19 protein-coding genes and 1 pseudogene are annotated in these 22,354 nt (G+C 69.4%); 14 read left to right on the top strand and 6 right to left on the bottom strand.

Annotated features, from left to right (window positions below; translation table 11 throughout):
- Nucleotides 1-3: 3 nt before the first annotated feature.
- Entirely contained in the window at nucleotides 4-381 is a 378-nt protein-coding gene (locus tag QF046_RS06625) for a YccF domain-containing protein (protein WP_307367464.1), read from the bottom strand.
- A gap of 91 nt (nucleotides 382-472) precedes the next feature.
- Between QF046_RS06625 and QF046_RS06620 the strand changes: the two genes are divergently transcribed.
- The 3 genes from QF046_RS06620 to ligD are packed head-to-tail and all read left to right on the top strand — an operon-like array spanning nucleotide 473 to nucleotide 5,252.
- A complete protein-coding gene (locus QF046_RS06620; protein WP_307367462.1) occupies nucleotides 473-2,959 on the top strand; it encodes an ATP-dependent helicase in 2,487 nt (828 codons plus the stop codon).
- 56 nt (nucleotides 2,960-3,015) lie between these two features.
- On the top strand, nucleotides 3,016-4,137 hold the full coding sequence (locus tag QF046_RS06615) for an SseB family protein (protein WP_307367460.1): 1,122 nt from the start codon (nucleotides 3,016-3,018) through the stop codon (nucleotides 4,135-4,137).
- A 53-nt stretch (nucleotides 4,138-4,190) separates the two neighbouring features.
- Nucleotides 4,191-5,252 (top strand): non-homologous end-joining DNA ligase, encoded by a 1,062-nt coding sequence (ligD, locus tag QF046_RS06610; protein ID WP_307367458.1) that lies wholly within the window; start codon nucleotides 4,191-4,193, stop codon nucleotides 5,250-5,252.
- A 98-nt stretch (nucleotides 5,253-5,350) separates the two neighbouring features.
- Here the strand turns inward: ligD and QF046_RS06605 are convergent, their stop codons facing one another.
- Nucleotides 5,351-6,385 (bottom strand): ATP-dependent DNA ligase, encoded by a 1,035-nt coding sequence (locus QF046_RS06605; RefSeq protein WP_307367456.1) that lies wholly within the window; start codon nucleotides 6,383-6,385, stop codon nucleotides 5,351-5,353.
- Between the two features lie 90 nt (nucleotides 6,386-6,475).
- The gene (locus QF046_RS06600) at nucleotides 6,476-7,927 is read right to left on the bottom strand and encodes an NAD(P)/FAD-dependent oxidoreductase (protein ID WP_307367454.1); all 1,452 of its coding nucleotides are present in this window, start codon (nucleotides 7,925-7,927) and stop codon (nucleotides 6,476-6,478) included.
- A 66-nt stretch (nucleotides 7,928-7,993) separates the two neighbouring features.
- Between QF046_RS06600 and QF046_RS06595 the strand changes: the two genes are divergently transcribed.
- Nucleotides 7,994-8,485, top strand: coding sequence for a hypothetical protein (locus QF046_RS06595; protein ID WP_307367452.1), 492 nt, complete (start codon nucleotides 7,994-7,996; stop codon nucleotides 8,483-8,485).
- Nucleotides 8,486-8,530: 45 nt separating this feature from the next.
- On the opposite strand, the gene QF046_RS06590 is transcribed toward QF046_RS06595, so the two are convergent.
- Nucleotides 8,531-9,190 carry a TetR family transcriptional regulator gene (locus tag QF046_RS06590; RefSeq protein ID WP_307367450.1) on the bottom strand — a complete coding sequence of 220 codons (660 nt, stop codon included), beginning with the start codon at nucleotides 9,188-9,190 and terminating at the stop codon, nucleotides 8,531-8,533.
- A 131-nt stretch (nucleotides 9,191-9,321) separates the two neighbouring features.
- On the opposite strand from QF046_RS06590, the gene sucC reads away from it, so the two are divergent.
- The 3 genes from sucC (at nucleotide 9,322) to QF046_RS06575 (ending at nucleotide 12,283) form a co-directional block, all read left to right on the top strand.
- Complete coding sequence (sucC, locus tag QF046_RS06585) at nucleotides 9,322-10,488, top strand: ADP-forming succinate--CoA ligase subunit beta (RefSeq protein ID WP_373425672.1); 1,167 nt, start codon at nucleotides 9,322-9,324, stop codon at nucleotides 10,486-10,488.
- A 22-nt stretch (nucleotides 10,489-10,510) separates the two neighbouring features.
- The gene (sucD, locus tag QF046_RS06580; protein WP_307367449.1) at nucleotides 10,511-11,413 is read left to right on the top strand and encodes a succinate--CoA ligase subunit alpha; all 903 of its coding nucleotides are present in this window, start codon (nucleotides 10,511-10,513) and stop codon (nucleotides 11,411-11,413) included.
- 294 nt (nucleotides 11,414-11,707) lie between these two features.
- Nucleotides 11,708-12,283: a class I SAM-dependent methyltransferase gene (locus QF046_RS06575; protein WP_307367447.1), complete on the top strand. Its 576-nt coding sequence runs from the start codon at nucleotides 11,708-11,710 to the stop codon at nucleotides 12,281-12,283.
- Nucleotides 12,284-12,427: 144 nt separating this feature from the next.
- On the opposite strand, the pseudogene QF046_RS06570 reads toward QF046_RS06575, so the two are convergent.
- Nucleotides 12,428-13,838 (bottom strand): annotated as a pseudogene (locus QF046_RS06570) (NCS2 family permease).
- Nucleotides 13,839-13,930: 92 nt separating this feature from the next.
- Here QF046_RS06570 and QF046_RS06565 point away from each other — a divergent pair.
- From QF046_RS06565 to purH, 3 genes are read left to right on the top strand one after another with little or no spacing between them, the layout of a single operon-like run.
- Nucleotides 13,931-15,199, top strand: a complete 1,269-nt coding sequence (locus QF046_RS06565) for a DUF6350 family protein (RefSeq protein ID WP_307367445.1) — start codon at nucleotides 13,931-13,933, stop codon at nucleotides 15,197-15,199.
- 4 nt (nucleotides 15,200-15,203) lie between these two features.
- Complete coding sequence (gene purN, locus QF046_RS06560; protein WP_307367444.1) at nucleotides 15,204-15,779, top strand: phosphoribosylglycinamide formyltransferase; 576 nt, start codon at nucleotides 15,204-15,206, stop codon at nucleotides 15,777-15,779.
- A gap of 49 nt (nucleotides 15,780-15,828) precedes the next feature.
- A complete protein-coding gene (gene purH / locus QF046_RS06555) occupies nucleotides 15,829-17,436 on the top strand; it encodes a bifunctional phosphoribosylaminoimidazolecarboxamide formyltransferase/IMP cyclohydrolase (RefSeq protein WP_307367439.1) in 1,608 nt (535 codons plus the stop codon).
- Nucleotides 17,437-17,664: 228 nt separating this feature from the next.
- On the opposite strand, the gene QF046_RS06550 is transcribed toward purH, so the two are convergent.
- Nucleotides 17,665-18,096 carry an Lrp/AsnC family transcriptional regulator gene (locus QF046_RS06550; RefSeq protein ID WP_307367437.1) on the bottom strand — a complete coding sequence of 144 codons (432 nt, stop codon included), beginning with the start codon at nucleotides 18,094-18,096 and terminating at the stop codon, nucleotides 17,665-17,667.
- A gap of 122 nt (nucleotides 18,097-18,218) precedes the next feature.
- Between QF046_RS06550 and QF046_RS06545 the strand changes: the two genes are divergently transcribed.
- From QF046_RS06545 to QF046_RS06530, 4 genes are all read left to right on the top strand, one after another.
- Nucleotides 18,219-19,256 carry an ornithine cyclodeaminase gene (locus tag QF046_RS06545; RefSeq protein WP_307367435.1) on the top strand — a complete coding sequence of 346 codons (1,038 nt, stop codon included), beginning with the start codon at nucleotides 18,219-18,221 and terminating at the stop codon, nucleotides 19,254-19,256.
- Entirely contained in the window at nucleotides 19,253-20,170 is a 918-nt protein-coding gene (ctlX, locus tag QF046_RS06540; RefSeq protein WP_307367433.1) for a citrulline utilization hydrolase CtlX, read from the top strand. Before QF046_RS06545 ends, ctlX begins: the two co-directional genes overlap by 4 nt.
- Nucleotides 20,171-20,308: 138 nt before the next feature.
- Nucleotides 20,309-21,826, top strand: coding sequence for a DNA-3-methyladenine glycosylase 2 family protein (locus QF046_RS06535; protein WP_307372750.1), 1,518 nt, complete (start codon nucleotides 20,309-20,311; stop codon nucleotides 21,824-21,826).
- Complete coding sequence (locus QF046_RS06530) at nucleotides 21,823-22,329, top strand: methylated-DNA--[protein]-cysteine S-methyltransferase (RefSeq protein WP_307367431.1); 507 nt, start codon at nucleotides 21,823-21,825, stop codon at nucleotides 22,327-22,329. Before QF046_RS06535 ends, QF046_RS06530 begins: the two co-directional genes overlap by 4 nt.
- The last annotated feature ends 25 nt before the right edge of the window (nucleotides 22,330-22,354 follow it).

Here is a 22,354-nt window from a genome sequence, read left to right as displayed (position 1 = left end):
CGGTCAGCGCCGGATCGGGACGATCTGCTTGCCGAGCGGCATGAGCGAGACCGGCACGAGCTTGAAGTCCGCGATCCCCATCGGTATGCCGATGATCGTGAGGCACAGCGCGATGCCCGACACGATGTGGCCGATGGCCAGCCACCAGCCGGCCAGGATCACCCAGATGACGTTGCCGAGCAGCGAGCCCAGGCCCGAGGTGGGCTTGTCGACGACCTCGCGGCCGAACGGCCAGAACGAGTATCGGGCGATGCGGAACGAGGCGATCGCCCAGGGGATCGTGACGATCGGGATGCAGAGGAGGATGCCGGCGAACATGTAGCCGACCCACAGCCAGAACCCGGCGAGGATGACCCAGATGATGTTGAGGATCGTGCGCATGGGCCGATTCTCGCACGCGGGTATCCGAAGCGGCTGTCGAGGACCGGCGCCGGATGCCGGCGTCGGAGGCCGCGCCTAGACTCGAAGTGCCATGACCGACGCCCCACTCATCGTCCCCGAGACCTCCAGCTCCCGCTCCTCCGACGGACCCCGCACCCCCGACGGAACCGACGAGCTGCTGGCCGGACTGAACCCTCAGCAGCTCGCCGCCGTCACGTATCGCGGCAGTGCGCTGCTGATCGTCGCGGGCGCCGGTTCCGGCAAGACCAGTGTGCTCACGCGGCGCATCGCGCTGCTGCTGCGTCAGCGCGAGGCCTGGCCCAGCCAGATCCTGGCGATCACGTTCACCAACAAGGCCGCAGGCGAGATGCGCGAGCGCGTCGCAGGCCTGGTCGGCGACGTCGCGCGCGGCATGTGGATCTCCACGTTCCACTCGGCGTGCGTGCGCATCCTGCGGCGTGAGGCCGAGCAGTTCGGGTTCACCAAGTCGTTCACCATCTACGACTCCGGCGACTCGCGGGCGCTGATCAAGCGGCTCGTCAAGGAGCACGAGGCGGACTCGTACGGACTCACCCCCGGCGCGGTGCAGTCGCGCATCTCCAAGCTCAAGAACGAGCTGCTGGATGCCGAGGGGCACGCGCGTCAGGCGAACATGTCCGACCCTGCCGAGCGGAAGTTCGTGGAGATCTTCACGGACTACCAGCGCTCGCTGCAGAAGGCCAACGCCTTCGACTTCGACGATCTGATCGCGCAGACGGTGTTCCTGTTCCGCGCCTTCCCGAAGGTCGCGAACACGTACCGGCGGCGGTTCCGGCACATCCTCGTCGACGAGTACCAGGACACCAACCACGCCCAGTACTCACTCATCCACGAGCTCACCCGTCCGGTCACGGGCGAAGCGCCGGAGCCGTATGCCTCCAACGGCATGATGATCTTCGAACCGGAGCCGTCGGCCGGTGCGGGCGACGGCGACCTCCCGGGCGCATCGCTGACCGTGGTCGGCGACTCCGACCAGTCGATCTACGCGTTCCGCGGCGCCGACATCCGCAACATCACCGAGTTCGAGCGCGATTTCCCGGGCGCCAAGGTCGTGCTGCTGGAGCAGAACTACCGCTCCACCCAGAACATCCTCTCGGCGGCGAACTCCGTGATCGGCAACAACTTCGACCGCAAGGCGAAGAACCTCTGGAGCGACAAGGGCGCCGGTGACAAGATCATCGGCTTCACCGGCTATTCGCAGCACGACGAGGCGCAGTTCGTCGCCGACGAGGTGGAGCAGCTGCGCCGGTCCGGGTACCCGTACTCCGAGATGGCGGTGTTCTACCGGACGAACTCGCAGTCCCGTGCGCTGGAGGAGATCTTCATCCGCTCGGCCGTGCCGTACAAGATCATGGGCGGCACGAAGTTCTACGAGCGCGCCGAGATCAAGGACGCCCTCGCGTACCTCGTCGCCGTCGCCAACCCGGCCGACGACATGGCCGTGCGTCGCATCCTGAACCGTCCGCGACGCGGCATCGGCGACGTCACCGCCGCATCGATCGCGCTGTTCGCCGACCGCGAGAACCTCAGTTTCCGCGATGCCCTGCGTCACCCGCGCGAGCTCGGCGTCGGCCCGAAGATCCAGTCCGCCATCGCCCAGCTCGACAGCGTGCTCGACGAGGCGGCGGCCATCCTGCAGCCCGCCTCCGGTGAGGTTCCCCCGGCCACCTCCGTCGCCGAGGGGCTCACGGTGCTGCTGAACAAGAGCGGCTACTACGAGTCGCTGCGCGCCAGTCGCGACCCGCAGGACGAAGCCCGCCTCGAGAACCTCGACGAGTTCGTCGCCGTCGCCCGCGACTTCGCCCGCAACGACCCCGACGGCACCATCGTCGACTTCCTCACCGAGGTCGCCCTGGTCTCGGATGCCGATGACCTGGACGACGAGTCCGGCGTCGTCTCGCTGATGACCATGCACACCGCCAAGGGGCTGGAGTACGACGCGGTGTTCGTCACCGGCGTCGAGGAGGATCTCATCCCGCACCGCATCTCGGCAGGGGAGCCCGGCGGGCCGCAGGAGGAGCGTCGGCTGTTCTACGTGGGCATCACCCGGGCGCGCAAGCGCCTGCACCTGTCGCTCGCGATGACCCGCGCCCAGTTCGGCGAGGTCACCGTCGCGATGCCGAGCCGTTTCCTGCAGGAGATCCCGGGCGAGCTGATCGACTGGCGCCAGTCGCCGGGAGATGTGAACTCCCGCGGCGGCATGCAGTCCCGCGCACTGAACGCCCGGCGCTCCGGAGGATCGGGCTACGGAGGATCCGGGACCGGCGATCGCTTCGGCGTCAAGGCACTCCCCCCGCGCGACTCGCTCAAGCCGTTGTCGACCGCCATGGATCGCTTCTCGAACAAGGTCACCGGCAAGGTCCGCGACAACGGCGATCTCGAGCTGACGGCAGGCGACCGCATCCGGCACGACGATTTCGGCGAGGGACGCGTCGAGGCCGTCACCGGCGAGGGCGCCAAGCGCATTGCGCACGTGCGCTTCGACACGGCGGGGCAGAAGAAGCTGCTGATCAAGATCGCGCCGATCCAGAAGCTGTAGTCCTTCGACGGGCTCAGGAACCCATGGTCGGGACTGCGGCGGTTAGGCTGGCAGATATGGCCCTGTTCTCCCGCCGTAAGAAGACCGACGACGCTTCGTCCGAGCCGCAGACCCCGATCCAGGCGGATGCCGCGGACGAGATCGCCGAAGAGGCGCAGCCGCCCAGCGAGCCGGTTCCCGAGGTCAGCATCTCGGTGCAGGCGTTCCGCGGCGTCGGTGCGGATGCCGGACCGGAGGTCGCGCTGGCCGAGGAGGAATCGGAGGACGAGTCCGAGCCCGTCGAGCGCCCGAACCTGCCGTCGGGCCCCGCACTGCCGACGGGTGCCGACGGCGTTCCGCGCCTGCCGCTCGCCCCGGCCCTGCCGCCCGAGCAGACCCACACCGTCGACGGTCTCATCGACAACGTGCTGCTGCGCGTGTCGTTGGCCGAGATCGAGGAGGGCGCGGCCAATGACAAGCTGATCGGCGTCATGCGTCAGTCGCTGCAGGGCCACCTGTACCTGCGCGTCGCCGGCGACGCCCGCGAGCAGATGGCCGCGGGCAAGCCGCTGTCCGTCGGTGTCATCCGCGACGGTGACCGGTCGTTCATGCTCGCCTACAGTTCCGGTGCAGCCCTCCAGGCATCCGTGCAGGGGGAGGAGGATGCCGCATCCACCTCCGCGATCGCGCAGCCGACGACCTCGGTGTACCAGCAGGTCATCACGGGTGGGTTCACCGGCATCATCATCGACAACTCCTCCGGTCCCCACCGGGTGGTCTTCCCTACCGAGCTGCTGCAGAAGGCGCTGGAGCAGGGCGACCCCGAGATGTCGGTCAAGTCGATCCTCGCCGGGCCGCGCGACGAGCAGACCCCGGTGCGGGTGGCCGAGGCGCTCGCCAAGGTGCAGAGCTACGTGGCCATCAACGACGGCGCGAACGGGCAGCCGGTCGGCATCGCCGAGGCGCACACCGCCGATGGCCGCCGCTTCCTGCAGATCTTCTCGCACCCGCTCGAGGTCGTCGCGCTCGGACGCAATGACAAGCCCATGCCGTTCGAGCCCGGACAGCTCGCGACGGTGCTCAGCGATCACACCGAGATCGCCGGCATCCTCGTCGACATCGCCGGACCCTCGATCGCCATCGAGCGCGACGACCTGAGCGCGCTGCTCGTCCTCGCCGTCGACCTCGGCGAGGACTGAGCGCACCGCGCGAAACCCTGTCGTCACCGGCCGCGACCGCCTAAGGTCGGGACATGGCATCTCAGCGTGTGACGGTGACCGTGACCGACTCCGAGGGCGAGCGGGAGATCTCGCTGTCCAGCCCGAACAAGGTGATCTGGCCCGTCGACAGCGGTGACGGCATCACCAAGGCCGAGTACGCCGAGTACGTGCAGCAGGTGTCGGAGGCGTTCCTGAGCGCGAACGGGCATCGCCCGGTGTCGCTGGAGCGGTTCCGCGACGGCATCACCGGCGAGGCTTTCTTCTCGAAGAACCCGCCCAAGGGCACGCCGGACTTCGTGGATGCCGTGGACGTCACGTACAACAGCGGGCGCAGCCACCCACAACTGGTGCTGAACCGCCCCAGCGCCATCGTGTGGGCAGTGCAGATGAACACCGTCGTGTTCCATCCGTGGGCATCCCTGGCATCCGATACCGACAACCCGATCGAGCTGCGCATCGACCTGGATCCGCAGCCGGGGACCGGCATCGGGGAGGCGATCCCGGCCGCCCACGAGCTGCGCGCCGTGCTCGCCGAGGCGGGCCTGGAGGCGTTCATCAAGACCAGCGGCAACCGTGGACTGCACGTGTTCTGCCCGATCGTTCCCGAGTGGGAGTTCCTCACCGTCCGCCACGCGGTGATCGCGGCGGGGCGCGAGCTTGAGCGGCGGATGCCGGAGAAGGTCACCACGAACTGGTGGAAGGAGGAGCGCGGCGAGCGACTCTTCGTCGACTACAACCAGGCCAACCGCGACCGGACGATGGCCGGGGCCTACAGTCCGCGGGCCAAGCCGAACGCCCCGGTGTCCACGCCGATCCTCTGGGACGAGCTGGACGACGTCGACCCGACGCGCTTCACCGTGCGGACCGTGCCCGCCCGGCTGGCGGACGTCGGCGACCCGTGGGCGCGGATGCAGGATGCGCCCGGGCGCATCGACACGCTGCTGCAGTGGTGGGAGCGCGACGTGGAGAACGGCCTCGGAGAGCTGCCCTTCCCGCCTGAGTTCCCGAAGATGCCCGGCGAGCCCCCGCGTGTGCAGCCCAGCAAGCGGGTCGCCGAGAACTGGGACGAGGACGGCAACCGCGTGGAGGACTGAGCTGTCAAGGGTTGCCCCCGCGACAATGCCCGTCTATCTGGCGCAAACCGCCCTGAAAGTACGCGAATCGGGGCGGTTTGCGCCATATAGACGGGTTCTCAGGTGAGGACGTCGGCGAGGTCGTAGCCGGCGACCGTGTCGAGCTGGTCGTAGGTGCACGAGGACGCGTCGCGATCCGGACGCCAGCGCTCGAACTGCACCGTGTGGCGGAACCGCGCGCCTTCGAGCTGGTCGTAGCGAACCTCGAGCACGCGCTCGGGCCGCAGGCGCACGAACGACACGTCCTTCGCGCCGGTGAACCGGGAGCGCTCGCCCTCACCGGTGACGGCCGCGCCGGAGTCGTCGCGCTCCACGAGCGGGTCCAGGTCCTCGACGAGCTGCTGCCGCATGGCATCCGTCCACGCCGCGACCCCGCCCACCTGCCGCAGCACGCCCGCATCGTCGTACAGCCCGACCAGCAGCGACCCGACCCCCGACCCGCTCTTGTGCACGCGGTAACCGAGCGCCACGACATCCGCGGTGCGGGCGTGCTTGATCTTGATCAGGGTGCGCTTGCCCGGCGCGTACGGATCGTCGAGCGGCTTGGCGACCACGCCGTCCAGACCTGCGCCCTCGAACTCGGCGAGCCACCGGCGGGCGAGCTCGGGATCCTCAGTGGTGCGGGTGAGGTGCAGGGGAGAGCGGGCACCCGCCAGCATCCGCTCGAGTCTCGCCCGGCGTTCGCGGAACGGATGCTCCTGCAGGTCCTCCTCGCCGTCGGCGAGCAGATCGAAGGCGATGAACATCGCGGGCGTCTCGACCGCGAGCTTCGCCACGCGCGACGCCGCCGGGTGGATGCGCTGGCTGAGCGCCTCCCAGTCCAGGCGCTGCGCGCCGGCGGGTCCCGTCGCCACGACGATCTCTCCGTCCAGCAGGCACGGTCCCGGCAGGATCTCGGCCAGTTGCTCGACGAGTTCGGGAAAGTAGCGGGTCAGCGGCTTCGCGCCGCGCGATCCGATCTCCAGCGTCTCACCGTCCCAGGCGACCAGCCCGCGGAAGCCGTCCCACTTGGGCTCGTACAGCATCGGCTTCTTCGCCGGATCGGGAACGGATGCCGCCGCCTTCGCGAGCATCGGCGCAGGAATCGAGTACATGCACCTATTACAGCCGCAGAGCCCGTCTATTTGTGCCGTACGTCGCGAAAAACCCTCGAAAACCTGCGTAAGGCACAAACAGACGGGCTGTCAGAAGAGATCGGAGAGTTCGTGGGGGAGGCGGGCATCGCGGAGCGCGGTGCGGGCGGCGAGCCAGCCGGGCGTGCCGGAGACGCCCGGGCCGGGCGGGGTGGAGGCGGATGCCAGGTACACGCCCTGCATCGGTGTGCGCCACGGCGTCGGCGACAGAACCGGGCGGCGCACCGCCTGGACCAGTGAGAACGTCCCGCCGAACACGTCTCCGCCGATCTCGGCTGGATTCAGCATCTCGCGCGCCGACGCCGGGACGGCACGGCTGGCCAGCACCCTGTCCCGGAAACCAGGGGCGAAGCGCTCCACCTGCCGGGTGATGAGCTCGGTGGCATCCAGCTCCGACCCCGCAGGCACGTGGATGTACGCCCACAGCACGCCCTGCCCCGCGGGCGCACGAGTGTCGTCGAGCACTGATGGCTGCACGGCCAGCACGTACGGCCGGTCGCTCACGGTGCCGCGGGCCACGGCATTCTCGCTCGCCCAGATCTCCTCGCGCGTGCCGCCGAGGTGCACGGTCGGCGACCGGGCGACATCGGGATTCGTCCACGGCACCGGTCCGTCCAGCGCGAAGTCCACCTTCGCCGCCGCCGGACCGTACCGGTAGCCCCGCAGCGCCCGCGCGTATCCGGACGGGATGTCGGGGTGGCTGAGCGCCAGGCGCGGCGAGGTGTTCAGGATCAGGAGATCACCCCGCCGCGGGTCGCCCCAGTCGAGCGCGCTCAGGTCGCTCACGCGCTCGCCGGTGCGAATGCCGCCGCCGTGCGCGTGAAGATCGGATGCCAGGGCGTCGGCGATGCGCTGCGCGCCGCCCCGCGGGTACGACCAGCCGGTTTCGGCGTGTCCGTGAGCGGCCAGCAGCAGTCCCGCGGCGGCTGCGCTGAGCGACGGCAGAGGTGCATTGGCGTGCGCGACGACCCCGGACAGCAGGGCGGCTCCGGCCTCGGTGCGCAGGGTCGTGCGGGCGAACAGGGTGCCCTGCTCCAGCATCCGGATGCCGTACCGCAGCGCCGTGAGCGGTTCGGCCGGCAGGCGCAGCAGCGCGTTGCCGGTGAAGTCGACCACGCCCTCCAGGTGCCGGGTGAGGGGGCGGATCAGGGCGTACCAGGCGCGGGCGTCCGGGCCGAGGGCATCCGCCGTCCTGTCGATGTCGCGCCAGGCGACGGCGGCCCGGCCGCCGTCCAGCGGATGCGCGTACGAGATCTCCGGGGTGATCCAGTCGATGCGGTCGTGCAGGCCGAAGGCCCGGAAGAACGGCGACGTCAGTGCCGCCGGGTGCACAGCCGAGCAGACGTCCGAGAGGAAGCCGGCCAGCGGACCGGGTGCGGTGCGCACGCCGCCGCCGAGGGTGTCCGCCGCCTCGAGCACCTCCACCGCATACCCGGCGCGGGCCAGGGCGACCGCAGCGGCCAAGCCGTTCGGGCCACTGCCGATCACCGTCGCGCGAGCCATGCCTCCAGTGTTCCACGAACGCATCCTGGTGACCGGTGGGACCCCGCGGGTGAGAGGATTGAAGTGATGAACGAACCTCAGGGGCCGACCCCCACTGGAACCTCCCGCCCCTACCGATCCCTCGCCGAGGCGCTGCGTGCGCACCGGCTCCCCGCCGAGAACCACGAGTTCGTCGGCGCCGTCTCGGATGCCGTCGGCGTCACGAGCTTCATCGACCGCGGTCGCTACATCGAGGCTCTGCGCCGCGACGGCGCACCGCTGCACATCGGTCGCACCTACATCAACGGATTCACCGAGGACGAGCAGGTCCTCATCAGTGGCCACGCGCTGCCGCTGCTGGCCAGCGAAGGACGCGCGCCGTTCTTCTACGTGACCCAGCCCAGCGCGCTCCCGTCCGCGACGACCGCCGCCAAGCGCAAGACGACGCCGCGCACAGCCAAGCCGGCAGCCGCGACGCGCACCCCGAAGGCCACGCCGAAGGAGGAGCGCGACTACGGCGTCTGCGACGTGTGCTTCATGGTGAAGACGCCGTCGGGTGGCTGCGGCTGCGACGAGTGATCACGGTGTCCGCCTGATCCACAGATCAGGCGGACCAGCCGCGGCTCAGGACAGCTCGGCCTGAACCCGCCGGGAGATCTCGGCGATCGGCATCGAACGCGGGAAGACCGCGACCACGACGTCATCGGACGCGGCATCCGACCCGTCCGGGTGCACGCCGTAGCGGCGCAGCACATCCTGCATCGCCGTGCGCAGCGTGGAGACGGGCACGCGGTTCCCGCGCAGCAGCTGTCGCAGCACGTGATTGTGCACAGCGGTGACGAGCGCCGAGAACCCGACCGCGTCGATCGGATCGATGCCGGGCAGGGACTGCCGCAGGTACTCGTCGAACAGGCGCTCGTAGCGGAAGACGGTCACGATCTCGCGGTCGCGCAGCTCGGGGACCTCGCGCACGATCTCGTAGCGGCGCCGAGCGAGCTCCGGGTCGCGGGCGAAATGTCCGAAGACCAGTTCGGATGCCTCGCACACGGCCAGCCAGGGATCGTCATGCGGCTGGTCGAGGAATGCACGCAGTTCGTCCAGCATGACTTCGTGGTCGGTGAAGACCACGTCCTCCTTGCCCCCGAACTGACGGAAGAAGGTCGAGCGCGAGACGCCGGCGGCCTTCGCGATCTGCTCGACCGAGGTCGCGTCGAACCCCTGAGCGGCGAACAGCTCGAGCGCTGCTGCGACGACACCGGTGCGCGGGGATGCGGAGGACTGCATAGAGGAAGCCTAGCCCCGGCCGTTCGGGTCGTGTCGTCAGCGGTAGTAGGCTTGGTGATCGGGTCGAATCGACTTCGACAACCCGACAGAACTGTCGCGTCCCACCCGCCGCAACCAGCGAAGGACTGCACGTGGATCTCTACGAGTACCAGGCACGAGACCTATTCGAATCCTACGGAGTGCCGGTTCTCGCCGGCATCGTCGCCGACACCCCCGAGGAGGTGAAGGCAGCGGCTGAGAAGCTGGGCGGCGTCGTCGTCGTCAAGGCTCAGGTCAAGACCGGCGGCCGCGGCAAGGCCGGTGGCGTCAAGGTCGCCAAGAACCCCGATGAGGCGTACGAGGCGGCGAAGGCGATTCTCGGACTGGACATCAAGGGTCACGTCGTCAAGCGCGTCATGGTCGCCGCAGGCGCCCGCATCGCCGAGGAGTTCTACTTCTCCGTGCTGCTCGACCGCGCCAACCGCTCCTACCTGTCGCTGTGCAGCGTCGAGGGCGGCATGGAGATCGAACAGCTCGCCGTCGAGAAGCCCGAGGCTCTCGCCCGCGTCGAGGTGAACCCGCTGACCGGCATCGACAAGGCCAAGGCCGTCGAGATCGCCCGCGCCGCGAACTTCCGCGAGGAGCTCGTCGAGAAGGTCTCCGACGTCTTCGTCAAGCTCTTCGAGGTCTACAAGGGCGAGGACGCCACGCTCGTCGAGGTCAACCCGCTCGTGCTCACCGAGGACGGCGACGTCATCGCGCTCGACGGCAAGGTCACGCTGGACGAGAACGCCTCCGAGATCCGCCACCCCGCGCACGCGGAGCTCGAGGACAAGGGCGCAGCCGACCCGCTCGAGGCCAAGGCCAAGGAGTCGGGACTCAACTACGTCAAGCTCGACGGCGAGGTCGGAATCATCGGCAACGGCGCGGGACTGGTCATGTCGACCCTCGACGTCGTCGCCTACGCCGGCGAGAAGCACGGCGGCGTGAAGCCGGCCAACTTCCTCGACATCGGCGGCGGCGCGAACGCGCAGATCATGGCCGCAGGCCTGGACGTCATCCTCGGCGACGAGCAGGTCAAGAGCGTGTTCGTCAACGTCTTCGGCGGCATCACCTCCTGCGTCGCCGTCGCAGAGGGCATCGTCAAGGCTCTCGAGATCCTGGGTGATGCGGCCACCAAGCCGCTCGTCGTCCGCCTCGACGGCAACCAGGTCGAAGAGGGACGTGCGATCCTCGCCGCAGCGAACAACCCGCTCGTCACACTCGCCGCCACCATGGACGAGGGCGCCGACAAGGCCGCCGAGCTCGCGAACGCCTGACGAGACAGAAGGAATCACAGACATGTCGATCTTCATCAACAAGGACTCCAAGGTCATCGTCCAGGGCATCACGGGCGGTGAGGGCACCAAGCACACCGCTCTCATGCTCAAGGCCGGCACGCAGGTCGTCGGCGGCGTGAACGCCCGCAAGGCCGGCACCACGGTCGCGCACACCGACAAGGACGGCAACGCCGTCGAGCTGCCCGTCTTCGCCTCCGTCGCCGAGGCGATGCAGAAGACCGGCGCCGACGTGTCGATCGCGTTCGTCCCCGGCGCCTTCACCAAGGACGCCATGGTCGAGGCCATCGACGCCGAGATCCCGCTGCTCGTCGTCATCACCGAGGGCGTGCCCGTCGGCGACAGCGCCGAGGCATGGGCCTACGCCTCCAGCAAGGGCAACAAGACCCGCATCATCGGGCCGAACTGCCCCGGCATCATCACCCCCGGCGAGGCGCTGGTCGGCATCACTCCGGCCAACATCACCGGCAAGGGACCGATCGGCCTCGTGTCGAAGTCGGGCACCCTGACCTATCAGATGATGTACGAACTGCGCGACCTGGGCTTCTCCACCGCCATCGGCATCGGCGGCGACCCGGTCATCGGAACCACGCACATCGACGCGCTCGCCGCGTTCGAGGCCGACCCCGAGACCAAGGCCATCGTCATGATCGGCGAGATCGGCGGCGACGCCGAGGAGCGCGCGGCCGCGTTCATCCAAGAGCATGTCACCAAGCCCGTCGTCGGCTACGTGGCGGGCTTCACCGCCCCCGAGGGCAAGACCATGGGCCACGCCGGCGCCATCGTCTCGGGCTCCGCGGGCACCGCACAGGCCAAGAAGGAGGCCCTCGAGGCCGCCGGTGTCAAGGTCGGCAAGACGCCGTCCGAGACCGCCGACCTGATGCGCGCCATCATCGAGGCGCTGTAGTCGCGGAGCGACTTCGGCCCGGTTGCTGAGCGAGGAGCGCAGCGACGAGTCGAAGTACGAGGCGCTCTGATCTGAGCTAAGCTGTACGACGAAGGCCCTGGGCTCCACCCCGGGGCCTTCTTCATGCCCGGGGCTGCTCCGCGGCATCCGTCTGCCGTCCGCCCTCGCGTCTGAAGGACTTCTGCAGGTCTGAAGGATGCTGCGCGCCGGAACGTCCTTCAGAAGCGCGAGCCTCCTTCAGAGACGATGGCCGGGGGCTTCCCCCTTCGCGCGGAACCCACCTATCCTGAGTGGGTGCCCGGTGACATGTCCACGACGGAACTTCACAGGCGCTGGCGCGCTTCCGCGTTGCCGAAGCTGCGCGGGATCGTGCTCGATCTCGGCGCCGGATCCGGGATCGCCGCCGACCATCTCGCTCCCGGAGTCGACTGGATCGCGCTGGAACCCAGGCGCCGCGTCGATCCTGCGCTGCGGGTGCGGCTCGCCCGTCGGAGCTCCCGGCTGCTCACGGCGTCTGCGGAGGACATCCCGTTGGAGAGCGCGTCCGTGGATGCCGTGATCGCCTCCACCGTGCTGTGCTCGGTGCGCGATCCTGCCCGGACGCTGGACGAGGTGCGCCGCGTGCTGCGACCGGGCGGCGCGCTGGTGTTCTTCGAGCACGTCGCTGCGGATCGGGGCACCTGGACATCATGGATTCAGTCGTTCTACGCGCCGCTGTCCCGGTTGATCGATCACGGCTGCGACCCGCACCGGGACACGGCCGCCTCGATCCAGGCGGCCGGGTTCGCCTCCGTCGAGGTGGAGCGGATGCGGGCTCCCGGGGTTCTCGGCACGGTGGAGCCGCTCATTGCGGGCTCGGCCATCGCCTGACAGCCATCGCTGGACGGCCCGCCACGCCGGTGCCCGGACACGAAGAAGGGCCCGGTCACGAAGAAGCGGCCGGACACGAAGAAGGGGCCGGACACGCAGAAAGGGCCGGATGCAAGGCATCCGACCCCTCCTCCGACGCGGTGATCAGGCGAACAGCGCCGAGATCGGCCCGCGGGCGAAGAACAGCACGAAGCCGACGCCGACGATCCACAGCAGCGGGTGGATGGTCTTCGCGCGCCCGGAGAGCGCGTTCACGACGATCCAGCTGACGAAGCCGGCGCCGATGCCGTTGGCGATCGAGTACGTCATCGGCATCACGGTGGCGGTGAGGAACACCGGCAGCAGCACGCGGAAGTCGCTGAAGTCGATGTTCTTGATCTGCGCGAGCATCAGCGCACCGACGAGCACGAGTGCTGCGCGCCGCGATGGCGCTCGGCACCAGTGCGGTGAGGGGTGTGAAGAACATCGCCAGCAGGAACAGGACGCCGGTGACCGAGGTCGCGAAGCCCGTGCGGGCTCCCTCGCCGATGCCCGAACCCGACTCCACGAACACCGTCGCGGACGACGACGACGTTCCGCCGCCGACGATCGCGCCGACGCCCTCCACGACCAGCGCCGACTTGATGCGCGGGAAGTCGCCCTTCTTGTCAGCCAGGCCGGCCTCTTCAGCCAGGCCCGTCATGGTGCCCATCGCGTCGAAGAAGTTCGAGAAGATCAGCGTGAAGACGATCATGATCAGCGCGACGACCGAGACCCGGCCGAGGTCGAAGCCGAAGTCGACCTGACCGATCAGGCTCAGGTCGGGCACGCCGACGATGCCGCCGGAGAAGTCGAAGGCGAATCCGGCCTTCGGCCAGATCGCGGCGATGATGGCGGAGAGCAGCGTTCCCGCGACCAGCGCGATGAGGATGGCGCCCTTGGCGCGCACCGCCATCAGCACGCCGCCGATGAGCAGCGTGACGACGAACATCAGCGTCGGGATGGTGGCCACGGAGCCGCCGACACCGAGGTCGATCGGCGGGGACGGGTTTCCGGTGGACGTGACGAAACCGGCGTTCACGAAGCCGATGAAGGCGATGAACAGGCCGATGCCGACCGTGATCGCCAGCTTGAGCTGCACCGGCACGGCGTCGAAGATCATCTTTCGCAGTCCGGTGGCGGCCAGCAGCACGATGACCGCACCGTTGATCACGACCAGGGCCATCGCCTCCGGCCAGGTCACGCTGCCGACCACCGAGAACGCGAGGTACGCGTTGATGCCGAGGCCGGCGGCGAAGGCGAACGGCAGGCGTGTGATCAGGCCGAAGAGCAGCGTCATGACACCCGCCGTGAGCGCGGTGGCGGCGGCGACGGCCCCGCCGTCGAGCACGTTGCCCGCGACATCGGGGGTGGACAGGATGATCGGGTTCAGGATCACGATGTAGGCCATCGTCACGAACGTGACGAGCCCGCCGCGGATCTCGGCGCCGAAGCTCGATCCTCGCTTCGTGATCTCGAAGTAGCGGTCGAGCGCGTTACGCGGCTCGGTGTCGGGGTGCGCAGGGGCTGTTGTCATCGGGAGACCTCCGCTGGAGAATCTATCGCGTCCGGGCCCTCTCGCGCGGCCTCCATCGAGGTGTCGGATGCGCATCGTAGGCTCGAGAGGTCATGCAACGTGTCACTGTCGTGCTCCTCGCCGCACTCGACGCCGCGATCGCGGCCGCCGTGGGGCTCGCCGCCGTGCTCGCGCCGTTCACCCTGCTGTGGGTTCTTGCCTTCGGCGTCGGCGCCGATTGGGGCTCCCTCTGGCCCATCAGCGGCACCCTCTGGCAGTTCGGGCACGGAGTGCCCCTCGTGGTGTCGCTGCCGGATGCCGTGCTCGCGAACCTCGGCATCCCGAAGGAAGCGGCGAGCTTCGGACTCTCGGTTCCGCCGCTCGCGCTCCTGCTGTTCACCGTGATCTTCGCCGCCCGCTCGGGCAGGCGCGCAGCGATCGCCGGAGCCTGGCTCACCGGTGTCCTCTCGGGCGCGGTCGGATTCGCGCTGATCGCCGGCCTGGTCGGTCTGACGGCCCAGTCCGACGCACTGCGGGCCCCGCAGTGGGCCGCCATCCTCATCCCGTCCGCCGTGTATCTCGCAGGTCTCCTGATCGGTGCGGTCACGCACGCCTGGTCGGACGGCGACGGCGGCATCATCGATCGGCTGCACGATCTCGTCGACGGCTGGGGCGACTGGGCTCCCGTGCTGCCGGAGTCCCTGCGCGGTGCTGCTGTCGCGGTCGTCGCCCTCACCGGCGTCGCCGCTCTCGGCGTCGCGGTCATGACACTCCTGCGCGGGGGAGAGGTGATCGCCCTTTTCGAGGCGGCGCGCGTCGACGTGCTGGGCGCCGGGATGCTGACACTCGCGCACCTCATCTACCTGCCCACCCTGCTCGTCTGGTCGGCGAGCTGGCTGGCCGGGCCCGGCTTCGCGCTCGGCACCGGCACCTCGGTCTCGCCCGCGGGCACCGAACTCGGAGTCATCCCCGGAATCCCGGTGCTCGGACTCGTGCCCGAGAACTCGTCGATGTGGATGCTGGTCTCGGTGCTGCTGCCCATCGCCTGCGGCGCACTCGCGGGCTGGATGGTCCGCTCACGGCTGGTCTGGGAGCGCACGGGCACAGACATCGGTCCGCGCGCGGCCATCAGCGTCGGGATCTCCGCCGTGTCCGCCGGCGTCGCGGCGCTGGCCGCCCTGCTGGCATCCGGTTCCATCGGCCCGGGCCGGCTCGCCGACACGGGCCCTCCCATCGGCTGGTTCGCACTGGCCGTTGGTGTCGAAGTGCTGATCGGATGCGGCATCCTCATGCTCGCTCCGCGCCATCACGACGAGCTGGCCGAGGAGCGCACCGACCGGTGGAATGAAGAGATGGCGGCCCTCGCGACGCCGGTAGACTGACCGGGTGCTGACGGTCGCGGTTCTCATCTCAGGTGCCGGCTCGAACCTTCGGGCGCTGCTCGAAGCAGCCGCCCACCCCGATTTCCCGGCGCGCGTGATCGCGGTCGGCGCCGACCGGGAAGCGGACGGACTCGCCCATGCGGAGGAGTTCGGCATTCCGACCTTCACCGTGGCCTACTCGGCGTTCCCGAGCCGCGAGGCCTGGGGTGAGGAGCTGGCGGAGCAGTTGGACGCGTGGAAGCCCGATCTGATCGTGCTCAGCGGGCTGATGCGCCTGCTGCCGGCGTCGCTCGTCGCGCGCTACGCTCCCCGGATCATCAACACGCACCCCGCTTACCTGCCCGAGTTCCCCGGAGCGCACGGCGTGCGCGATGCGCTGGCCGCCGGCGTCGACAGCACCGGAGCCAGCGTGATCGTGGTCGACGACGGCGTCGACAGCGGACCGCTCCTCGCGCAGGAGCGCATCCCCGTGCTGCCCGGCGACACCGAGTCGACCCTGCACGAGCGCATCAAGCCCGTCGAACGGCGACTGCTGATCGACGTGGTGCGCCGTATCGCCACCGGCGAGCTCACCCTCTGACCCATTCGACACTCACCCTCACAGAACGCACGAACGAAGGAGCATCATCATGGCCGGCCCTCGCCTCGATCCCTCGCTGTACCGTCACCGCGACCTGGTGCCGATCCGGCGCGCGCTCGTCTCGGTGAGCGACAAGTCCGGCCTGCTCGAGCTCGCCGCGGCACTCACCGCTGCCGGCGTCGAGATCGTCTCCACCGGATCGACAGCCCAGACAATCCGTGATGCGGGCCACGAGGTCACCGATGTCGCCAGCGTCACCGGCGTCGCCGAGATGCTCGGAGGCCGCGTGAAGACCCTGCATCCGAAGATCCACGGCGGACTGCTCGCCGATCTGCGCCTGGAGGACCACGAGAGCCAGCTCGCCGATCTGGGGATCGAGCCGTTCGAGCTCGTCGTCGTCAACCTGTACCCGTTCGTGGAGACCGTCGCCTCCGGCGCAGAGCCGGATGCCATCGTCGAGCAGATCGACATCGGCGGGCCCGCCATGGTGCGCGCGGCCGCGAAGAATCATGCGAACGTCGCGATCGTCGTCTCGCCGGAGTCGTACCCGGCGATCATCGAGTCGGTCGCCGCAGGCGGCACCGATCTCGCGCAGCGTCGCGAACTCGCCGCCCGCGCCTTCTCGCACACCGCGAGCTACGACACCGCCGTCGCCCAGTGGTTCTCCGAGGGCACGCTCAGCGACGGCGTCGACCTGCCCGCGCACCTGACGATCAAGGCCGAGCGCCTCGAGACGCTGCGCTACGGCGAGAACTCTCACCAGCGCGCCGCCATCTACACCCGCGCCGGCGGCCACGGCATCGCCCAGGCGGCGCAGCTGCAGGGCAAGGAGATGTCGTACAACAACTACGTCGACGCGGATGCCGCGCTGCGCGCCGCCTATGACATGATCCTGCCCGCGGTCGCGATCATCAAGCACGCCAACCCCTGCGGCATCGCGACCACAGCACCGAACGCACTCGATCCGATCGCCAGCGCCCACCTGCGCGCGCACGAGTGCGACCCGGTCTCCGCCTACGGCGGCGTGATCGCCGCGAACGGCACCGTGACACTGAAGATGGCCGAGAACCTCAAGGACATCTTCACCGAGGTCATCGTCGCCCCCGACTTCGAGCCCGCCGCGCTCGAGGTCTTCAAGGCCAAGAAGAACCTGCGCCTGCTCAAGCTGCCCGAGGACTGGCAGCAGGAGCGCATGGACGTGCGCCTGGTCTCGGGAGGCCTGCTGCTGCAGGACGCCGACCGCTTCCCGGACGACATCGTCTCGGTCGCCAAGAACTGGGAGCTCGTCTCCGGTGAGCGCCCGGACGACGCCGAGATGGAGAACCTCATCTTCGCGTGGAAGGCGTGCCGCGCTGTGAAGTCCAACGCCATCGTGCTCGCCAAGGGCAACGCCACGGTCGGCGTCGGCATGGGGCAGGTCAATCGGGTCGACTCGTGCCGCCTGGCCGTGGAGCGCGCCGGTGAGCGCGCGGCCGGTTCCGTCGCGGCATCCGACGCGTTCTTCCCGTTCGCGGACGGCCCTCAGGTGCTGCTGGATGCCGGAGTGACGGCGATCGTGCAGCCCGGTGGGTCGGTGCGCGACGGCGAGGTCGTGGATGCCGCCCGCAAGGCCGGCGTGACGATGTTCTTCACCGGCGAGCGCCACTTCTTCCACTGACCCCACGCCCCACTCGGAACATCGCTTCGCGCTGTCCCGAGCCTCGGGGGCGCGGGGCCCCTGGAGCGTCAGCGACCAGGAAGTGGAAGAAGTGGCCTTGAAAGCGGCGGAGCCTGCGGAGCCGCAAACCGGTCGTTGAGCGAAGGCGGCGGAGCCGAAAGAGTCGAAACGCGGTGACCCGGCCTCTGAAACTGAGGGCGAGCGAAGCGACCGCCCGCCGCCACCGTTTCACACCGTCGCAGAACTCAGCAGGATGCTGGTCTCGCTGTCGCGGATGCCGTCGATGCCTCGGATCGTGGCGAGGGTCTCGTCGAACGAGGTCAGGCTGTCGCAGCTGACCTCGGCGACGAGGTCCCAGCGGCCGTTCGTGGTGTGCAGTGCGGCGATCTGCGGGACCCCGCGCAGGCTGCGGATCACGTCGCGGGTGTTGCGTCCTTCGACGCCGATCAGCATGATCGCCCGGACGACGGATGCTGCCGCAGGGTCGCGCACGCGCACGGAGAACCCCACGATCACGCCGCTGTCGACGAGTCGCTTGAGTCGACTGTCGACCGTCGCGCGCGTGACGCCGAGGCGTCGCGCGAGGTTCACCACCGACTCGCGGCTGTTCGCCCGCAGCAGCGACAGCAGGCGGCGATCGAGGTCATCGAGGATGCTCATGATCAGAATGTACTGGATCAGTGCGCAGAACGTCGGGTGAATTGCGCAAATGATCCATGTTGCTGATTGAAAGTGACAGTCGAACGCTCCTAGCCTGGAGGCAACTAGTGAAGGGATGGGCGATGGTCCGTTTTGTCGATGTTCCGAACATGCGCCGCTGGCTGATCGATACTGGAATCGAGCGTGCCATCTCGGGCATCGCGGAGACCCTTGTCGAGGACTTCACGCGTTGGCAGGACTTCGACAAGACCGCCCGCGTCGCCAGCCACTCCACCATCGGCGTGATCGAGCTGATGCCGGCCAGCGACGGCCGCCAGTACGGCTTCAAGTACGTCAACGGCCACCCCGGCAACCCCGCCCGCGGGCTGCAGACCGTCACCGCCTTCGGCGTGCTCGCCGACGTCGACAGCGGCTACCCGACCCTGTGGACCGAGATGACCATCCTCACCGCGCTGCGCACGGCCGCCACCTCCGCCATGGTCGCCCGGATGCTGGCGCCCGCCGGCGCCACGACGATGGCGATGATCGGCACCGGCAGCCAGGCCGAGTTCCAGGCGCTGGGCTTCCGTGCGCTCCTCGGCATCCAGAAGCTGCGCGTGTGGGACACCGACCCGCACGCGCTGGACGTGTTCGAGGCGAACATGCGCCCGCTCGGCTTCGACATCGTGCGCGCGACCAGCGCCGCCGAGGCCGTCGAAGGCGCGCAGATCATCACGACCTGCACCGCAGACAAGGCCAACGCGACCGTCCTCACCGACGACATGGTGGGCCCTGGCGTGCACCTGAACGCGATCGGTGGCGACTGCCCAGGCAAGACCGAACTCGACGAGCGCATCCTGCACCGCGGCGACATCTTCGTGGAATACCCGCCCCAGACCCGTATCGAGGGCGAGATCCAGCAGCTGGATGCCGAGCACCCGGTCACCGAGCTGTGGCGAGTCGTGCGCGGCGAGGCCGCTGGACGGACCTCCGACGAGCAGATCACGATCTTCGACTCGGTCGGTTTCGCGATCGAGGACTTCTCGGCGCTGCGCTACCTGGATGCCGCGATCGACGGCACGGACTACTTCAGCGAGGTCGACGTCATCGCCGAGCCCGACGACCCGAAGAACCTGTTCGCGCTGGTGGCGCAGGGCGCCGCGGCGCCGAGCCTGGCGTGAGAGCGGCATCAGCACAGGCGCCCGGCGCCGTCGTGCTGATCCGGCCGCACCACTTCCGCCCCAACCCGCAGACCGCCGCCGACAACACCTTTCAGTCCACGGCCGACCACGACGTGTCCCGCGAGGCGTACGACGTCTGCACTCGGGTCGCGGATCGCCTCCGTGAGGCGGGCGTGCGCGTGCACGTGTTCGAGGACGAGGGTCACGCGCATCCCGACAGCGTGTTCCCGAACAACTGGTTCTCCACGCATGCCGGGGGACGCGTGGCGGTGTACCCGATGTACGCCGAGAACCGCCGCGGCGAGCGCCGGGCCGACGTGATCGAGATGCTCAAGACCGAGTACCGGGTGCAGGAGGTCATCGACTACTCCGGTCTGGAGCCCGACGACCTCTTCCTCGAGGGGACCGGCGCGATGGTGCTGGACCACGTCTCGCGCATCGCCTACGCCGTGCGCTCCAAGCGATGCGACCCGGTGCTCGTCGAGCGCTTCTGCACGGTGTTCGGCTACGAGCCGGTGGTCTTCGACGCGGTCGACCCGGACGGCGTGCCGATCTATCACACCAACGTGATGATGTGCATCGGCACCGACATCGCCCTGATCGGGCTGGATGCCATCGTCGGCGACGCGCGTCGTGCCGAGATCGCCCGTCGCATCCGCGAGACCGGCCGCACCCTGATCCCACTGTCCGCCGCGCAGGTCGCCGCCTTCGCGGGCAACGCCATCGAACTGCGCGGCGAGGGCGGGGAGCGCCTTCTGGTGATCTCCGAGACCGGCCATCGCAGTCTCACGGAGGAGCAGCTGAGCATCCTCTCCGCATCGTGCCGAATCATCCCGCTGGATGTCGCTCCTATCGAACTGGCGGGCGGATCGGTGCGCTGCATGATCGCGGGGATCCACCTGGATCCGCGCTGATCCGCAGCAATGACTGTCCTGTGGTCCGAGGTCGGGGGATCTGACGGCCACAGGACGGTCATCCTCCACAGTCATGTCCGATTTCCGCCAGTCATGGCTCCCCGGGCGTGACAGAGTGGAGGCATGACCTCCCCGACGATGACCACTTCGGCTATGACATTCGCCGAACGGTATCGCGCGATCAGCGTGCGCGACACCCGCTTCGACGGGCAGTTCGTGACGGCCGTGCGCTCGACGGGCATCTACTGCCGTCCGAGCTGCCCGGCACGCACCCCGAAGACCGCGAACGTCACCTTCTATCCGACCAGCGCCGCGGCGCACGAGGCGGGGTACCGCGCCTGCAAGCGGTGCCTGCCCGAGGCCACCCCGGGATCGCCTGCATGGAACCTGCGCGGGGATGCCGCCGCACGCGCCATGCGGCTGATCGCCTCCGGTGTCGTGGAGCAGGAGGGTGTGGCGGGCCTCGCCGCCCGGCTCGGCTACTCGTCACGGCACCTCACCCGGCTGCTCACCGCTGAGCTCGGCGCCGGACCGCTGGCCCTGGCCCGCGCGCACCGCGCCCACACCGCGCGGATGCTGCTGGTCGGGACCGACATGCCCATCTCGGAGGTCGCCTTCTCGGCCGGCTTCGCCAGCATCCGTCAGTGCAACGACACGATCCGCGAGGTCTTCGAGATGACTCCGGGACAGCTGCGGGCCACTCGGCGCCCTTCGACAGGCTCAGGGGCCCAGGGGAGTGGCATGGCGGATGCCGATGCACAGGGGGTCATCGACCTGCTGCTGCCGCATCGGGCGCCCCTGGATACCGCGGGCGTGTTCGCCTGGATGGCAGCGCGCGCCCTGCCCGGGATGGAGACGGTGACAGCGACCTCCTTCGCCCGGCACCTGCGCATGGCCGGCGGGCCGGCGCACTTCGAGATCCGTCAGGACGCCGACGGCAGGCTGCGTCTGCGCGCCCGGGTGACGCGCCTCGGCGACCTCGCACCGCTGGTCGCCACCGCACGACGCCTCTTCGACCTCGATGCGGACCCCGCCGGGATCGACGAGGCGCTCTCCACCCACCCGGAGCTCGCCCCGCTCGTGGCGGCGACCCCCGGCATCCGCGTTCCCGGCGCCGCCGACCCGCACGAGATGCTCATCCGCGCGATGGTCGGCCAGCAGATCACGGTCGCCGCCGCCCGCACCGCGCTGACTGCGCTCGCCGAGCAGCTGGGGGAGCGCACCGCCGACGGCGGGCTGCTGTTCCCCACGATGGCGGCGATCGCCGAGAACGGCGCAGACGTGCTGCGCGGACCGGCCGCCCGCATCCGTGCGATCACGGGTGCTGCGGCCGCGCTCGCCGACGGGTCGCTCGTCCTCACCGTCGGCGACGACGCGGCGGAGCAGCGCGCGCGACTGCTGGCGATGCCGGGGATCGGCCCGTGGACGGCCGACTATGTGCGGATGCGGGTGATCGGCGACCCCGACGTGTTCCTCCCCGGCGATGTCGCCGTGCGCGCCGGGGCCACGGCATCCGGACTCCCCGGCGACCCGCGCGAGCTCACTGCCTGGGCCGAGCGCATCGCGCCCTGGCGCAGCTACCTGACCGCCCACCTCTGGCGCGCCGCACCCGTGCGGGTTCCGCGCGCGACACGCCCCACGAAGGAGATCTCATGACCGCTCTCATCCAGACCATCGCGACCCCCGACGGCGCTCTCACGATCCTCGCCGACGATGCCCAGCGCGTGCTGGCATCAGGCTGGAGCGACGACCATGCGGCGATCATCGAGCGCGTGCACCCGTCGCTGCGGCCCGACGAGATCATCGAGGGGAGCACGGATGCCGCAGACGCCGCCCGTGCGTACTACGCCGGCGACCTCGCGGCGATCGACGCCGTCGCGGTGCGCCAGCGCGGCACCGAACTGCAGCGCGCCGGCTGGGAAGCGCTGCGCCGCATCACCCCGGGCAGTCCGCTCACCTACAGCGAGTTCGCGATCGAACTGGGCAGCCCGCAGGCCGTTCGCGCCGCGGCATCCATCTGCGCCCGCAACGCTCCTGCACTGTTCGTCCCCTGCCACCGCGTGCTGCGTGCCGACGGGTCGCTCGGCGGCTTCGCCTGGGGCCTGCCGGTCAAGCGCAGCCTGCTCGACCGGGAGGCTGCGGTCGTGCTCGTGGCGTAACTGCTGCGGGACTTGCCGTCGGATG

The organism is Microbacterium sp. W4I4 (assembly GCF_030816235.1).
Taxonomy (GTDB): Bacteria; Actinomycetota; Actinomycetes; order Actinomycetales; family Microbacteriaceae; genus Microbacterium.
Note: the sequence above shows the minus strand (reverse complement) of the source record. Positions and strands in the feature narration are given on the sequence as shown.